This is a genomic window from Escherichia sp. E4930 (genome assembly GCF_005845405.1).
GTDB lineage: Bacteria > Pseudomonadota > Gammaproteobacteria > Enterobacterales > Enterobacteriaceae > Escherichia.
On sequence record NZ_VCDZ01000033.1, the window covers coordinates 1 to 16,532 of the forward strand.

14 protein-coding genes and 1 pseudogene are annotated in these 16,532 nt (G+C 47.8%); 6 read left to right on the forward strand and 9 right to left on the reverse strand.

Going from position 1 to position 16,532, the window contains the following annotated elements; translation table 11 throughout:
- Both tssC and tssB read right to left on the reverse strand, forming a co-directional pair.
- The coding region (gene tssC / locus FFT88_RS23220; RefSeq protein ID WP_135403484.1) for a type VI secretion system contractile sheath large subunit at nucleotides 1-983 on the reverse strand (983 nt) is incomplete at its 3' end.
- Nucleotides 984-1,004: 21 nt separating this feature from the next.
- Nucleotides 1,005-1,502, reverse strand: coding sequence for a type VI secretion system contractile sheath small subunit (gene tssB / locus FFT88_RS23225; protein WP_001559830.1), 498 nt, complete (start codon nucleotides 1,500-1,502; stop codon nucleotides 1,005-1,007).
- Between the two features lie 201 nt (nucleotides 1,503-1,703).
- Here tssB and FFT88_RS25725 point away from each other — a divergent pair, with 201 nt between their 5' ends.
- Entirely contained in the window at nucleotides 1,704-1,928 is a 225-nt protein-coding gene (locus FFT88_RS25725) for a hypothetical protein (RefSeq protein ID WP_135403486.1), read from the forward strand.
- Nucleotides 1,929-2,008: 80 nt separating this feature from the next.
- The gene (locus FFT88_RS23240) at nucleotides 2,009-2,200 is read left to right on the forward strand and encodes a DUF4222 domain-containing protein (protein ID WP_001287796.1); all 192 of its coding nucleotides are present in this window, start codon (nucleotides 2,009-2,011) and stop codon (nucleotides 2,198-2,200) included.
- A gap of 52 nt (nucleotides 2,201-2,252) precedes the next feature.
- Here FFT88_RS23240 and FFT88_RS23245 read toward each other — a convergent pair whose 3' ends face one another.
- Nucleotides 2,253-2,486 carry a hypothetical protein gene (locus tag FFT88_RS23245; RefSeq protein ID WP_135403501.1) on the reverse strand — a complete coding sequence of 78 codons (234 nt, stop codon included), beginning with the start codon at nucleotides 2,484-2,486 and terminating at the stop codon, nucleotides 2,253-2,255.
- 95 nt (nucleotides 2,487-2,581) lie between these two features.
- The gene (locus tag FFT88_RS23250) at nucleotides 2,582-3,205 is read right to left on the reverse strand and encodes a DNA-binding protein (RefSeq protein ID WP_135403487.1); all 624 of its coding nucleotides are present in this window, start codon (nucleotides 3,203-3,205) and stop codon (nucleotides 2,582-2,584) included.
- A 455-nt stretch (nucleotides 3,206-3,660) separates the two neighbouring features.
- Between FFT88_RS23250 and asrA the strand changes: the two genes are divergently transcribed.
- From asrA to asrC, 3 genes are read left to right on the forward strand one after another with little or no spacing between them, the layout of a single operon-like run.
- Nucleotides 3,661-4,635 (forward strand): anaerobic sulfite reductase subunit AsrA, encoded by a 975-nt coding sequence (asrA, locus tag FFT88_RS23255; RefSeq protein ID WP_240731090.1) that lies wholly within the window; start codon nucleotides 3,661-3,663, stop codon nucleotides 4,633-4,635.
- A 3-nt stretch (nucleotides 4,636-4,638) separates the two neighbouring features.
- Nucleotides 4,639-5,457, forward strand: a complete 819-nt coding sequence (gene asrB, locus FFT88_RS23260; RefSeq protein ID WP_135403488.1) for an anaerobic sulfite reductase subunit AsrB — start codon at nucleotides 4,639-4,641, stop codon at nucleotides 5,455-5,457.
- Nucleotides 5,458-5,467: 10 nt separating this feature from the next.
- Nucleotides 5,468-6,481 carry a sulfite reductase subunit C gene (asrC, locus tag FFT88_RS23265; RefSeq protein WP_024194532.1) on the forward strand — a complete coding sequence of 338 codons (1,014 nt, stop codon included), beginning with the start codon at nucleotides 5,468-5,470 and terminating at the stop codon, nucleotides 6,479-6,481.
- 247 nt (nucleotides 6,482-6,728) lie between these two features.
- On the opposite strand, the gene istB is transcribed toward asrC, so the two are convergent.
- The 3 genes and pseudogenes from istB to FFT88_RS23280 form a co-directional block, all read right to left on the reverse strand.
- The gene (istB, locus tag FFT88_RS23270) at nucleotides 6,729-7,475 is read right to left on the reverse strand and encodes an IS21-like element ISEc12 family helper ATPase IstB (RefSeq protein ID WP_001016257.1); all 747 of its coding nucleotides are present in this window, start codon (nucleotides 7,473-7,475) and stop codon (nucleotides 6,729-6,731) included.
- A gap of 14 nt (nucleotides 7,476-7,489) precedes the next feature.
- Nucleotides 7,490-9,031 (reverse strand): annotated as a pseudogene (istA, locus tag FFT88_RS23275) (IS21-like element ISEc12 family transposase).
- A gap of 178 nt (nucleotides 9,032-9,209) precedes the next feature.
- On the reverse strand, nucleotides 9,210-9,437 hold the full coding sequence (locus FFT88_RS23280) for a hypothetical protein (RefSeq protein WP_240731089.1): 228 nt from the start codon (nucleotides 9,435-9,437) through the stop codon (nucleotides 9,210-9,212).
- A gap of 1,164 nt (nucleotides 9,438-10,601) precedes the next feature.
- On the opposite strand from FFT88_RS23280, the gene FFT88_RS23285 reads away from it, so the two are divergent.
- Nucleotides 10,602-12,659, forward strand: a complete 2,058-nt coding sequence (locus FFT88_RS23285; protein WP_135403490.1) for a prolyl oligopeptidase family serine peptidase — start codon at nucleotides 10,602-10,604, stop codon at nucleotides 12,657-12,659.
- A gap of 173 nt (nucleotides 12,660-12,832) precedes the next feature.
- On the opposite strand, the gene FFT88_RS23290 is transcribed toward FFT88_RS23285, so the two are convergent.
- Complete coding sequence (locus FFT88_RS23290) at nucleotides 12,833-13,486, reverse strand: hypothetical protein (protein ID WP_135403491.1); 654 nt, start codon at nucleotides 13,484-13,486, stop codon at nucleotides 12,833-12,835.
- Between the two features lie 380 nt (nucleotides 13,487-13,866).
- Entirely contained in the window at nucleotides 13,867-16,482 is a 2,616-nt protein-coding gene (locus tag FFT88_RS23295; protein WP_135403502.1) for an autotransporter outer membrane beta-barrel domain-containing protein, read from the reverse strand.
- Between the last annotated feature and the right edge of the window lie 50 nt (nucleotides 16,483-16,532).

Genomic DNA, 16,532 nt, shown 5'->3' on the forward strand with positions numbered 1-16,532 from the left:
CCGGCCTGAGGGCCGCGGATCTGAACACACCAGCCGTTGGTGACAAAACTGCGCACCATGTTGGCGGCAAAAGCAAAAGACGCGTTCGTCCAGAGATATTTATGGTGATCCGGTCCTTTCACCTCTTCAACATAGTTAAAGCTGCGGACAGGTACGGTATCAGGGCCATACGGCAGGCGTCCCAGAACACGTGGCATCACCAGGCCAATATAACGGGCATCGTCCGTCTCACGGAAAGCGTTCCACTTAATGTACTCGGCACGCTCAAAGTGGTTGCCAATATCCTTGATGGCAGCCACCTCTTCCATGGTTTCTTTCTGGAAGAAAGCCGGGCCAACAGAACCAATAAACGGCATATGTGCGGATGCTGCCACCCGGGAAATATTTTTCAGCAGCGCCACGTCCTGTGCAGATGCATCAAATTCCCAGGCCGAAACCAGGGCAGCAATGGGCTCACCACCCGGCGTGTCATACTCAGCCACATAGGTCTGCAGGTAAAGGCCACTCTGAATAATTTCCGGCGCATCCTCAAAATCCTGACGCAAATCGTCTTTGGACAGATCCAGCAGCTCAATTTTCACATTACGGCGGAAGTCCGTTTTATCCACCAGAGACTTCACGCCCCGCCACAGGGACTCCACTTTCTGAAATTCCGGATGATGAAGCACGGCATCCAGCTGACGGCTGATCTGATAATCAAGCTCCGCAATATGATGGTCAATCAGCGCCTTATCGAGTTTTTCCACCTGCGTACCGGCTTTTGCCAGACACTCCATAAACACCTGCATCCCTGCCGTCAGGCGTTCATCTGCAGACGCTTCTGACATGGCCTGTGGATCCTGCCAGATATCCAGTGCACTCAGGGCAGATACCGGACTCAGGTTAATTTTTTCAAACAGGGAAGCATATACGCTGTCACCGGCATGCGTTTCAGATACCACACTCTCTGCGACGTTCTTTTCTTTCTGTACAGACATCAGCATTTTCTCTCGTAATCCGTTAAATCACGCCTTTTCCGGCACCAGTGCACGCAGTTCATCACGCAGCGTCTGACTCAGTGCCGGGTCACGCAGAATTTTTTCCAGCTCTTTACGGAAAGTCACGTTATCCAGCAGATTGGCTTTCAGGTCCCGCAGAAGGCTGCGCATGGCCAGCATGGCTTTAAGACGGGGGATCTGTCGGGCGACCTGCTCTGGCGTGAAATCGTTCATATTGCGGAAAGTCAGGCTGATGCTCTCTTCAGAGCCATCACCGGCAAGCGTGTTCTCCACATTCAGGCGCACGGACGGAGAGATATCCGCCAGAACATCATTAAAATTGTTTTTATTAATATCCGTTTTTACACGCTCCGATAGTGGACGCTCTTCCTGTCCGTTACTGAAATCACCGGCAACCAGCAGTTTGAGCGGAAGCTCCACTTTCTTCTGCCCACCACCTGTATGTAGGTCTAATTTCAGATTTACCCTTGCTTTCGGGATTTCATTCTGAAATGAACTGCTCATGACTCTCTCCTGTGAAGCCTGCATCTCAGGGGTTCCATCACCGCAGATGCCTCCCCTTGTGCACTGATTTAATTTTGATCATTATAGGACGAAGATCTGTAAAATCTCAATATTGCAGACATATCGATCGATATAACTCAAATATGCAGATCTTTGTTCTGTTTGATATCGCAAAACCAGCATATTGCAAAACTTATAACCATGATTAATGAAAAACCGCAGGAAATTATTCCAGTGAATGCTTTTAATACAGCCAGTTATGTCAGAAAAGTTCATTTTTTGATTCTGGTCATAGAAAATCACGATGAGCAACGATTCAGCATCATTGAAGTGATTTCTGGAAAACGGGAAGGATATGAAGGAAGAGCACAACAAAATGCAATGAAAGAAGGAGTGAGGGAATTTTTAGTAAAAACAGAAGATTAACAAAACACATCAGGAGGCAGAGACTCCTGATTCAGCAATATCACATGAAATTTTAGTTAACTGCTACCGTTCTGAAATCTATGTCAGAAGATATTCCATTACCGAAAATCAATCAGCGATACAGAGATGATCATGGTGCGCTTGTCACCGTGACCAGTGTTGAGGAAACCCGGGTGGTGTTTATGCGGGACGGCTATCCGCATCCCTGCATGCGGCCGATGTACAACTTTCTGGGAAAATTCAAACCCGAACCCCGGGAAGAAACAGAATAAAACGAAATCCCTGCCGGCAATCACACTGCCTGATGGCAGCATAATCCACTTATTAATTCTCATCCCCGGAGACAAGCCCAGAAAACCACTCCGGGTGTTCACTGTATGCCGTGTTCAGCGCATCCCAGGAAACGTTTATATAAAAGCTGTCCTGCAATTTCCGGGTAACCACCTCTGCCAGGTGGTTCCGGTTATCCGCCAGGCCGGCATAACCTCTCTCTGCCAGCCACTCATTCAGTTCATGTTCCAGAGACAGATTGATAATATCGTAATCGGACCTTGCCATTCCCGTTTCCTTAGCACATGTTTTCAGGCACGGGGATAAAGTATAAAGAATGTCGTACTGCTGCTGCCAGAGCAATATTCCCCCTGATGGTCGTATCAGAGATGGTATGCCGGTATTTTGCGGGTTGTTCCCGTCAGGTTATCGTACACCTCCACGGTTGTGGTCACCACCGGCATTCCGGCCTTTCTCAGCCTCAGAACATCAGCCGCAATACGCTGACTGCCAGACCAGAACAGACCGTCCAGTGCAGTCACCAGTAAACCCGCCTCCAGTGCATACTTCAGCCGTTCACGGGGCGCTTTCACTTCCCGGGCAACCTGCTGATATGGCAATGATGTGTTTTCATTCCCAACCACGCGACGAATACGGTGAGACAGATGATACCGGAATGTATCCGGCACACCAGAAAGGCTGGCCTTCAGGCTGTACACGCAGCCAAACCGTTTATCGTTAAACACCACATTTTTCTGGCTGATGCCCCATTCTTCACGCAGCGCGGCAATCAGTTGTGGTGTACGAGTAAGCAACAAGCGAAAAGGCAGTTCAAAACTGGTGACGTAATCCACATTCAACAATGCAATACGCAGTCGTTCTTCTGGCCCGGCCTCTGTCTGCCGGCACTCCTCCAGAACATCCAGCCACTGCCGGCGAAGACGGGGGGATTCATTCAGCTCTGTAAAACTGTATTTATCCGCCAGATAATCAATTCGTGTACGCATACTGAAAAGAATTCCGTATAAAAAATCAGCTGGCGAAACTTTATCAATCGCTGATGAACAGGGAAAGCATAAATCGCCCAGTCAGATACTCCTGTCTGCTTCTGCACTGCCATATATATTCGTTAATCGCTCACTGTTGCCACATATTTCATACAGCCATGTGTTCCCATCACCGTACCGTATACGTGAACGAAAACAACATTTTTTGTTCCGGAAACTTCGTAAAACAGCGTTATTCCATATGGGTACTTAAAGCAACACTTATTAATTATAACGATAACAAAAATCTGTTTTTTCCGTTGTTACTGTTAACACTTCTGCGTTAGCGTAAAAAAGAAACGTTATTTTCTCAATATATCCTTCACTGACAGGTAATGGAGTATGTGATGGCGGTTAAAATCACGCCTGAAGAGTTCAGTATGTTAATCCGGCGACTGAGCACGCAATAGCGCGTCCTGGCGCCTTCTGCCGAGTTTCGCGGCGGGCGTTTTGCTGATACGGACAACATCATTTATCAGCAAATCCGGGGATGGGATGACCTGGTCTGGCAGGAGAAATCCCACATGTCACCCAGTACGGTTATTTCACCAATAACAGAGACGCTCTTTTATTTTAATAAAGACACTATCCAGATTGCGGAGACGGATACCACACCAGTACTGATATTTGCCCGCGCCTGTGACATTAATGCCATGTCGCGGCTGGATTATATGTATTTATCAAACGGGAATAATTCTGATTACAGTTATCAGCGACTGCGCGACCATATTCGCTTTGTGCTGATTGAGTGTCCGCAAAGTTTTGAAAACTGCTTCTGTGTCTCCATGGGAAGCAACAAAACCGATAATTACAGTGCAGCAATGCGTTTCAGTAACGACGGTGCCAGTGTTTTTATCAGGGATGCTTTTTTTGAAGAAGCCTTACAGGGAATGGGACAGAGCACGGAATATGAGCCTGTCTTCGTCAGCGAAAACCCGGAGCAGGTTACCCTCCCTGAAAAAATCTGTCAGTCCCCCCAAAGGGTTCGCGACATTATTATCAATCATCCGCTCTGGGATGAGTACAACAGCCGCTGTATTGGATGCGGGCGCTGCACAACCGGGTGTCCGACCTGTACCTGCTACAGCGTTTTTGATGTGGCTTATGACGAAAATCCTCAGCGCGGCGAACGCCGTCGCCAGTGGGCCAGCTGTATGGTGCCGGGCTTCAGCGATATGGCCGGCGGACACCGTTTTCGCCAGTCTGCGGGGGAACGTTTACGTTACCGTGCACTTCATAAAGTCAATGATTACAAAGCCCGCAATGGTACTGAGCATATGTGCGTGGGCTGCGGACGCTGCGATGACCGTTGTCCTCAGTACATTAAATTCTCACGTATTATCAATAAAATGACTGCCGCTGTCCGGCAGGCACTCTCCGGGGAGGCATAACCTGTGTCAACGTGTTCCTGTCACGATAAAGAAAAGCACAGCCTGTTGCCTGCTGCATACCGCATTATTTCCATCACCCATCATACACCACAGGAGTGGAATTTCCGTGTGGAAATCGATTTTCCGGCCCGCTGGGGACAGTTTGTCGAAGTCTCCCTGCCATGCGTCGGGGAGGCGCCCATTTCTGTTTCTGACTGCGGAGAGGGCTGGATAGACCTGCTTATCCGCAATGTCGGCAAAGTGACCGGCGCGCTTTTTACCCTCCGTGAAGGCGACAGGGTATGGCTTCGTGGCTGCTATGGTAACGGCTACCCTGTCGATGCCTTCCGCCACAAATCTCTGGTGGTCATTGCCGGCGGTACCGGCGTTGCGCCGGTCAAGGGGCTGATGCGCTATTTCGTCGAAAACCCACAGGAAATCAACCGGCTTGACATGATTTTCGGTTACAGAAACCGGGACTGTGTGCTGTACAGGCAGGAGATGGCGAACTGGCACCGGCACCACAATCTCATTCTGACCCTGGATGAAGGCGAGGCGGATGAACGTTACCGTACCGGGCGGGTCACTGACCATCTGGCAGCACTGACATTTGAAGATGTCAGCACCATGCAGGCGATTGTTGTTGGTCCTCCCGTGATGATTAAATTCACCGTACAGATGTTGCTGGAAAAAGGGCTGCAGCCGGAACAAATCTGGGTGGATTATGAACGCCGGATGGCCTGTGCGGTGGGGAAATGCGGTCACTGCCGCATGGGGGATGTCTATGTCTGCGTCGATGGTCCGGTTTTCAACTATGCCGTAGCCCGTCAGTTTGCAGACTGAGGAAAAAATGATGAGTGTGGATATTGATATCATTAAGGCCCGGGCAAACAACGAATATCGTCTTTCGAAAGTCCGTGGTGAGGCCATGATAAGCGTACGTATACCCGGCGGCATTCTGCCCGCGCACCTGCTGACGGTGGCACGCGAGATTGCGGAAACCTGGGGTAACGGTCAGATCCATCTGACCACCCGCCAGAAACTGGCCATGCCGGGTATTCGTTACGAAGATATCGACAAAGTGAATGCCGCACTGGAGCCTTTCATTCGCGAAATTGAAATGGAGCTGTGTGATGTTCAGGTTGATGATCCGAAAGCCGGATACCTGGCAATTGGCGGACGCAACATTGTCGCCTGCCAGGGTAACCGGATTTGCCAGAAAGCCAATACCGACACCACAGGTTTATCCCGGCGGCTGGAAAAGCTGATTTATCCCAGCGCCTATCACCTGAAAACCGTCATTGCCGGGTGTCCGAATGACTGTGCCAAAGCCTCCATGTCAGACTTTGGCATTATTGGTGTGGCCAGAATGCGTTTTACGGCAGAACGTTGCATCGGATGTGGCGCCTGTGTGAAAGCCTGTGCGCACCACGCCGTGGGGTGCCTGTCATTAAAGAATGGAAAAGCCACAAAGGAAGAGTCGCTCTGTATCGGATGCGGAGAATGTGTTCTGGCGTGTCCCACCCTCGCCTGGCAGCGTCAGCCACAGGAGTTCTGGCAGGTTCGCTTGGGAGGAAGAACCGGTAAAAAAACGCCACGGGCAGGGAAAGTTTTCCTGAACCTGGTTACAGAGGATGTCATCAGGCAGGTCATATCAAACCTGTTCGAATTTGAAAAAGAAATGCTGGGAGGTAAACCGGTTTACCTCCATATGGGGCACCTTATCGATAAAGGCGGTTATCTGCGCTTCAAAGAGCGTGTACTACGCGACGTACAGCTAAACCCTGAAGCCATGGTCGCCGAACGTATTTACTGGGCAGAAGATGAATCCGTTGCCCGTATTCACCTTCTGCCCACCAGGCATTAATTCCTTCCGGGCTACAACATTCTGAATGCTGTAGCCCGTTTGTATGATTATCCGGGAAAACAGAAAGAGCGGAACACAAAGTCTTACTGTCCGGGCAGCACTTCGTCAACCGGTGCACTTTGTCTGATGGGATGGTTTTGCAAAATTACGTCCGGGAGGGATTGCGTATTACCGTGAAGGAGATCGGTGAGTAACATCGATGGAGATCGGTTCGTGTCACTTTCACAGAACCGTTTTTAAATTACCTTCACTGATCTCCTTCGGTCAACGGAGATTGTATTTTCCGCATTGATTCTCCTTTAAGTTCGATCTTGATACTGCCATGAACCAGTCGATCTAGGATGGCATCCGCATGTGTGGAGTCTCCGATCATTTTGTACCAGTTTTCCACCGGCAACTGGCTCACTACGATGATTGAGCCTCGTTGGTACATCAGATCCACTATTTCCAGCAGGTCGCTACGCTGTTCTGATGAGAGAGGTTCCAGCCCCCAGTCATCCAGAAGCAGCAGATCGCTATTATTCAGCCTGGTCAAAAGTTTGCTGTATCTTCCATCAGCATGCCCCTGATAGCACTGTTCCATCAGCGCTTTAAGGCGATAATAGTAGACCTTGTATCCCTGTCGGCAGGCATTATGACCAAGTGCACATGCCAGGAACGTTTTACCGCTGCCGGTGGCCCCGGTCAGTAAAATATTTTGTTTCAGGGTTAACCAGTTTCCCTGACTGAGTGAACGGATGAGGGCCCTGTCCAGCCCTCTATTGTTACGATAATCCAGCTTTGATAACTCAGCATTAAGTCTGAACCGTGCATGTTTGATCAGACGCTCTGCCTTCCTGTTTTCACGGCAGGTTAGTTCTTCTGCTGTCAGTAATGACAGGCGTTCTTCGAAGCCCAGCTCCTGGTATGTGCCTGGCTGAGCAAGTTGCTTTTTAAGCGCATCACGGAAGCCGGTGAGTTTAAGTGCGGTCAGTTGTTCGTAAAGATGATTCATCATTGGATCCCGTATCAGTGGTAATACTCACTGCCGCGTACGTTTTCGTGTTCCATCGTGGATAACAGATCTGGTTTTGGATCCTGAACAGGTTGTTTATCCAGACCTTTTTCCAGGATCGATTTAATACCTGACAGACGCCATACCTTTGTTTTCAGAGCTCTTGCACATGCTGCATTAAGTCTGGCTTTACTGTATTTTTTATGAAGGTTCAGGAGTCCAAGACAGAAGCGATAGCTTTGTTCCGGATGTGGACGAGAGTTCAGTATATGAAGCACATAACTATGAGTTTCACTGCCTATGTGCCCCGCCCATTCCAGAAGACGCTCAGGTGTCCAGGTGGCATGCTGTCGATGAGCTTCAGGCATGTGCTCGTTGCGGGTACTGTAGCCATAAGTACGCTTGCGCGGGTGCACAGCAACCTCCTGCCCCTGATTGAAGAGTCTTACCAGTTCTCCTGAGATCCATGCTTCCAGTTGCTGGCCTAACAGCGAACATGGAACCGAGTAGTAATGTTTGTCGATTTCCACGTGGTAATCGGCATGAACTCTGACTTTCTTCACCAGGGTGTAACTGTAACTGGCTTCAGGAAGAGGCTTCAGTGCGGGTTTATCAAGCTGGATGAAGAGTTCTGCACGTGAATAACCCAACTTCTGCATTATTTTGTTATTCAGTCTTTCCAGCAACTCCCGAATGCGCTGATTAAGCGATGCAAGGCTGTAGAAGATCTCATGCCTGATTCGGGCCATGATCCAGCGTTCAACAACCTGAACGCCAACTTCAGCTTTGGCTTTATCTTTCGGTTTACGTGGCCGCGCAGGCAAAACTGCGACATTATAATGCTCAAGCATCTGCTGGTAGGTAGGGTTAACGTCAGGATCATACTTACATGCCCTGGATGTGGCGCTTTTCAGATTGTCCGGAACAACAAGTTCAGGAACGCCACCCAACCACTGGAAGCAGCGAACATGACTCATCACCCAGTCTTCAAGCTGCTGAGACCAGGTGGCCTCTGCTCATGTGTAACTTGATGCCCCGAGAACAGCTACGATGACCTGAGCAGTTCTTATTTCTCCGGTCTCAGGGTCGGTAACGCCAACGGTAGGTCCACAGTAATCAACGAAAAGTTTTTCGCCAGCTTTATGTACCTGACGCATTGATGGTGAAGTGGTTTTGAGCCATTCACGGTACATCCGGCAGTAATGGTTATAGCTGTAAAAACCGCCTGGATTACGCTCACAGTATTCTTCCCAGAGTAGCTGCAGCGTCACGCATTTATTACGCAGTTCCCGGTGTACTGTAGCCCAGTCAGGCAGAGAGTGCTTCTTCATCTTAACCTGGGTCTGAAGGAACGCATGTTTTAGTTTTGTATCATCCCATCCTGTAGGTAAGGGCCACTGCTTTATGCCAAGTTGAGCCGCCCGATTAGCATATCTGGATACAACGGAAGGGGAGATTGCAATACTACGACCAATTTGTCGATGGCTGAGTCCAACACCGTATTTAAGCCTAAGAATTTCTTTAAGTTTTCTCATAGAAATTGGAACTGTTGGCATAGGTATCCTTTACCGGAATGGCAAAAGATACAGATCAACACACCTGTGAAGTTCCAATAACATTGATGGAGATCACTGAATAACAAAATGAGTCAAAAGTGATCTCCATCGATGTTATTCAGCGATCTGTTCAAATGTTATTACCCGATCTCGATGGAAGTTATTGAGTGATCTCCTTTCATGAAAATACGCAGGGATTTTCTTTGTCGTTCACATGGCCTTTTCTGGCGCTGAATGCTTCATAAATTAAGCGTAATCCAAAACAGATAATGGCTAACGGCACACCCCATTTTACGTCAGCAGATATGAAACCGAAACTCTCCAGAAGAGACAGTATTCCGGCCATCACGATAAAAACACCTGAAAACATAAATTCATCCTTTTCTGAAAACGGGTGAATAAACATTCCGGTTATTCCCGGCGTAGCGTGCTGTAAAAAAAGTAAGCAGGTGCAGTCACGGTCCTGATGTTTAAACTCCCACATTGCGTTTTCCTGTTTAACAGGAAAAACACCTTACAGCCGTGTTGATAAAAAATGGCGCGCAAACTGCCCCCGAAGTTGGTTTACAGAATAAGAAACGATAAAAGAGAGAGCTAAACTGTTTCCTGCGAATATTTACGCACGCGCCCCGGAATGTATGCACTGTATTGTAGAACACCAGAAGAAGCATTCTGATTAAGAATGTCAATCTCATTTTAAGGATACAGAATAGCGATTTACCTTCAATAGTAATATTTGTCAATCAAGGTAAAGATAAGGCAGCTTTTCTGTTTTTTAGATAAAAGAGAAGCCTGCTGTACGGATGTACATCATTTTTTGTAAAATTAATAACAACAGTTTTTCTGTGGCTGTTTATAACCAGCAACAAAAATAGACATGGTCACACTAACGTGAGTAGGCAGGTTAACAATCGACGGTAGCTTGTATGTAATGAAACCCGATGGCTGCTATCCCCCAGAATTAGCAAAATGCGCTTATATCTCCCCTGCATGGCAGAAAGATTGATTTTCAGCAAAAATTATCTGTTTCATCTTTCATGCCAGCATTAATATTGAACTGTTGCAGGAAAAATAACGCTACATGTACAAAAAAAGCAGGTGTGATGGTTCGCTTCAGTAAGGTATTATCAACAATAATAGTCCTTATTCTGAATCGCTCTTTCAGACGTCCATGGTGACCAGAGAATGTTTTTCGAGCCACAGATGAAATCTGTGGTCAGATAAGCAAGTTCACCGGGTGTACAATCCGGAGCACAAGCACAGCGATATCTGGTAAGTTATCCCGGACAAATGCTGGTGCATAATTGATTTACAAATACAGGAAGCCAGAAAGGCAGTCTGTCATGAAGGTCGTAAGCATCATCCTGAGCTCGGGGGTAAACATTTGCGTGGCCGGGAACACATTCAGGCATGTGTATCTGGAGCCAGAATAAAGAAAACGCTGTTACTCGCTTCTCACATTCACGGTAATATGCAGCTATCGTTTTCAGGTGTTACGCCAGGCCGGGAATTCATTCCGGACACAAGTTTATTAAACGCGATTGTCCAGACTACAGGAGCAATATTTGTTATGACAGTATTATCCGGCAGTATCTCCCACAATTCAGTCTCCGACGATGAATTCCTGTGGCTGGAAGAGCAGCAGGGTGATAAATCTCTACAATGGGTCCAGAAGGAAAACCAGCGCACCATAGCGCACTTTGCCCGGAACCAGAATTTTTTACGTATTGAGCGAGAGGTTCTGAATATCCTTAATAAAGACTCACAAATCCCCTGGGTAAGTAAATATGGCGATTACTATTATAATTTCTGGCAGGATCAGTCTAACCCACAAGGTGTGTTGCGACGAACCACTCCGGATGAATACCGAAAGGAGCATCCGCTCTGGAAAACAGTACTGGATATTGATGCGTTGTGTAAAACGGAAGGCAGGGAGTGGATTTTTCAGGGCTTGCAGCCTCTGGCTCCGGAATACCGCCATTGCCTGTTATACCTGTCACCGGATGGCGGTGATGCCACTGAAATTCGTGAATTCGATCTGGTGACCAGATGTTTCATTAAAGACGGGTTCAACATACCAGTGGCAAAAAGTCAGGTGTCCTGGGTTGATCAGAACACGCTGTTTATAGCCACTGATTTTGGCTCCGGCTCAATGACCCGCTCCGGCTATGTACGCATCGTCAAACGCTGGCAGCGTGGTCAGCCACTGAACGTCGCAGAAACGTTGTATGAAGCGCAGCACGAAGACATGGAAGTCTTTGCTTACCACGACCACACACCAGGCTTTGAGCGTAGTTTTGTCGGCAGGATGACAGACTTCTGGTGCCGGGATTATTTCTTGCTGGCACAGGGTGACCAGCTTATCAAAATCGATATCCCGGCTGATGCTGAACTGGATACACATCGGGAATGGATGTTAATCAGGCTGACCAGTGACTGGGAGGTCGGCGGTAAACATTATCCTTCCGGTGCACTGCTGGCGACTGATTTTGACGACTTTCTGACAGGTAAGCGTGAATTACAGTTGTTGTTTGCTCCCTCTGCCGGGAGCGTGTTAAGCGATTACGGTAAAACGCGTGACTATTTGATCCTCAGTATCATAAGTAACGCGACCAGTCGACTGGAAGTACTGATGCCACAGAAGAACAGCTGGCTGCGTCGCCCACTGGCCAGCCCCGTGACTATGAGTATTATTTCTGCTGAGGCTATTGATGAAGAAAGCAACGACTGTTTTCTGACCGTCAGCGGATTTCTGCAACCCGCCACTCTGTATACCGGTAACCTCGACGAGGGTGAAATCACATTATTGAAACAGCAACCACAGGACTTTGACGTTACAGGTTACCAGGTCAGCCAGCATTTTGTTCGCTCCCGGGATGGAACCCGTGTGTCGTATTTTCAGATTGCCGCTAACAATCTCAGGCTGGACGGCAGCACGCCAACACTGCTGTATGGTTACGGCGGTTTTTCCGAGTCACTGCTACCGGACTATCTGGGGGACGAGGCACCGGCCTGGCTGGAGCGCGGAGGTGTGTATATCGTGGCCAATATCCGTGGGGGCGGTGAGTATGGTCCAGCCTGGCACAAAGCGGCGCTGAAACAAAACCGACACCGCTCTTTCGAAGATTTTGCTGCCGTAGCAGAAGATCTGATTGCACGAAAGGTAACCTCTCCGCATCATCTGGGCATTCGTGGTGAAAGTAACGGAGGATTACTGACAGGCAATATGCTGACGTTGTATCCGCAGTTGTTCGGATGCATTGTCTGTGGCGTGCCTTTACTGGATATGAAACGCTACACGCATCTTTCGGCTGGTGCGTCGTGGATTGCGGAGTTTGGTGACCCGGACAAGCCCGAAGAGTGGAAGTTCATCAGAACATTTTCTCCGTACCATAATATTAAAGCGGAAGTAAACTATCCACCGGTGTTGTTTTATACAGCCACCAGTGACGATCGCGTCAATCCAGCCCATGCGCGTAAAATGGCTGCACGCATGCAGGCGATGGGTCATCAGCAGGTCTACTTTTATGAGAATACGAAAGGGGGACACAATGCTGCCGCAGATAAACAACAATCAGCATTTATCAGTGCGCTGGTGAGCGAGTTTATGTGGTCTCATTTGAGATGATGATAAAAAAGAAATATTGTCATGCGAGGTTATTTCTGCATCGTAATGGTACAGGAGACAGATAATCCGGAAAGGTGTTATATCACTGTCAACATGGTTGTCAGTGATTCCGGTAACAGATGTCTGAACAGACTTCTGGTCGTGACAGAAATAACTCCCCCGGATAAGAGAGTTCACTCCGGTAAATATCTTATCCGGGAATATTCATGCCAGGGGGGAGTAAACGCCTGCTGAACAGTGCCATCCAGCGAGTCGGAAACTAATAACAACGTGATTATCGGTACAGACAATAACATGACAGAAATAAAAAAAAGATTATCTGTGAGTGTTTCAGAACGCTCACAGATACACATAACACATTCCACTGACGCAACCGAATAAATTCCCCCACATATTGTCATTACTAATATATTACTGAAACCGATATAGTCACCTGAATGAAGCAACACCGGGATCAGGAGAGATGTATATAGTATCATGCTCAGCAGTGCATCCGACAACAAGCAGCGAACACGCTTAATTTTTTTCATAATTCTGTATGCCAGCCAGAGCCCGGTCGTTATTTTCCCCATAAAAGGCAACATCATGAAAAGAACAATCAGAGCGATACTGACAACGCCCGCGCTCACAACCTTTCTTATAAAATCTTTCCGGTGACAGATAATAAATAAAAAAACAAATGCGCATATCCCCCCCCCGGGAATCACTAAAAAAAACATCTTTGGCATAAAAAAAACACCAGTCCAGACGGCCAGTAATACCAGAAAGAAAAAACTTCCCTGGCTGGAACTTTGTTTTTTCGGCATGTTATCCGTACAACCGTTCATGTTGTTGCTTCCTTTTTTGATGAAACATTGCATTTGTTTACTATTTTTCATCGTAGATATATGTGACAGATTGTTCACTCAGATAATTATTCATCAGAACGAATCATATTATTATAATCCTCAGAAGTTATTATTGGGTGACAGATTCTGTTCATAAACAACATCTCTTTATGGTGGGGACATAATATAAACAAGTAAAAGAACGGGAAACATAGTTCAAACTCTGTAGTTAGAAAAACTTCTTATCGCGTAATGCATTATGTCGAAGCCGGATATTGAATACAGGACATATATCTTTATCAGGGTTATTTCCTCCAGTAAGCTCTGCTTTACATGCGGATAAAAGCCCCCTCCCTGGGTTGCTTTTATCTTCAGGGGGCTCAGAAAGTATATTTAACGCCCAGCATGGCTGAAGTGTCGCTGTACCCCTTATCACCTGTCTGTACTCCCACATTACCCCAAAGATTCAGACGGTCATTTATCTGTCCTTCAACACCTGCTTTCACTTCCCCGATATTGCGGGCACCGCCCTGATGTACCGTCACGCCGTTCATGCGGGTACCAAATTCACGGGTGTTGTGCAGCCAGTTCACCTCCACGAACGGACGGAACTCACGGGATTTACCGTCGTCCATTCTGTTGTGTCCCTTAATCCAGGTTTTTACACCCAGGCGGGTACGGACGTTACCGTCACCGGTGTTCTCAACACGGGTACCGTTGCTTTCACGGCGTTCATCTGCTTTTACACCCATCCAGACAACCTGTGCCTGAGGCTGAACATACCATTCATTCAGGCTGCCATGACTGCCGCTGAACTCACCAGCTTTCCAGGTATAACCAGTTTCCAGCGAAGCAGTCAGGCCTTTTGATTTCCAGGACTCGCCCGGCAGTCCATCACCTTTCACATGGTTGTCAAACCAGCCGTACTGTGCCCACGTATCAAGATAAGCCCCGTTATGTGTTTCATCGTTGGCAAACCAGGTGGCATACAGACCTGTGCTGTATCCGTTCACACTGCCTTTTGAGCGGTATCCGGTGCGCACAGAGTCCGTGTTGTTATGCTCGTTACCGTAACCGGCCATAACACCAAGGTGCCAGCGGTCAGTTTCTCCCCAGCTCCACTGTGCAATGTCTCCCCCCAGTTGAACAACATAACGGTTACCCTGTGTTTTCAGCTGGCCTGTACCATCACGCCAGCGGTTATGTCCTCCTTCGTGGCGCATCCACATGCTGGTATTTTTCGTCTCACCGGTCATGATATCGGTGTACTGCATCGGCCCCAGACGTTCATGAAGACGGGTCACGAACATGGTGTTTGCTGCAGCCATGTTTGCCGTATAGGAGCCGGCTTCCGGACGAAGGTCATTATCATAATGCTCCGGAGCGGGTTCTGGTTTTGTTTCTGGTTTTGTTTCTGGTTTTGTTTCTGGCTTTGTTTCTGGCTTTGTTTCTGGCTTCAGCTCGGGTGCAGTCATGTTTTTTCCACTGGTCAGATACCAGTTACCGCTGTTGTTTCCCTGTCCACGCCCCAGCATGTAATCATAAGCGCCTGCAGCAATACGTCCTGTCTGGATAAATTCACCGTCTGACAGACCGTCCACATGAATCAGTTCAATACCGTTAAGTGTCTGTGCCCCTGTTCCTCCAGCCTGGTTTACGGTGACCCTGGTTTTACCACTTGTATTTCCCCTGACGACCAGTTTGTCCGTTGCAGAATCATCACCGGCAAGTACGGTGTTGAAGACGATATTTCCATTATTTCCCTGATAATCTCCGGTGACGGTGATGACATTACCCACACGCCTGACCGCATCCTTGCCTGAAATGACCAGTTTCGCGTTATCCAGAAAGAGATCCGTAACTTCAGAATTCCCTCCGGACTCCCATGTACTGCCTTCTGACAACCGGAAATCCAGAACGCTGCCTGTTGCAACCTGTGTTATCCCGGATAAAACAGAGTGTTCTGATGCATCAAGGGTCATATAGGCATTGTCACCAATGTCCGCAAGAATGCCGGAATCAGAACGGACTGTGGTATTGAGCAGGCCTGTCATACCTGCTGAGTTCACAGCCCGTATTGCCGCTATTTTTCCGTGAAGGGAGGAATCTTTCAGAACAGCCACGGCGGTATACCGGCGATCCTGCTCAGTGAAACCAAGGGCAGTATCCTGTTTTGAAACAAGTGTGCTGTCTTTTACGTTAAGATATCCTTTCTCAGACATGGCAACAGCAAAGGAATCACTGCCCTCTGCCGTCACAGATAAATTCTGGGCAGTTAACACGCCCCCCACGGTTAACCCGTTTGCCCTCTCTTTTCCTGACGTTGTGATGCTGACATGATCCAGTTCCGTAACAGCATCGTTCTGAATCTCCATGCCGCCGGCATTATCTCCGGCGGTTCTTATTTCAGTACCGGAAACAATCATGTTGCCATTTGCAAGGTAAATTCCGCGTGAACTTTTACCGGCTGTCTGAATATTGCTGTCAGCAATATTGATATGTGATGAATTTGCAGGTTCTCCCTCTGAAAAAACACCATCACTATGTTCTCCTTTTGTGGTGATAGTGGTTCCTTTAAGGTTTATATCCCCGCCACTGGCAGACACACCTTTTGAATTCATACTGTCAATAAGGATTCTGGCTCCGGTAACGTTTATCAGGCCATTCGTGCTGGCTGATACCGCTCGGGAATCCGGACCATGAATATCGACATCTCCACCATTAACATTTATCACGCCGCCATGGGTTGCATGAACAGCAGACGCGTTGTTTCCTGTTGCGATAATGGTATGCCCATGTGTATCAATCGTTGCATTCACACCATTCGCATAAACAGCATTACTGTTATGATTGCTGTTTATCACATCATACTGCATGACAATGGATTGCCCATTTTCAGCTTTAACCGAGGTTACTGCTATAGATTCTGCAAATGATGCAGGGCCGGATAATATGGCACCAATTATTATGGAGAGTTGTGTTTTTCTCAAAGTCATCATTTCCTCAGCATTCCTGATATTTTTTACAAAAAAGATTTTTTCTTTTT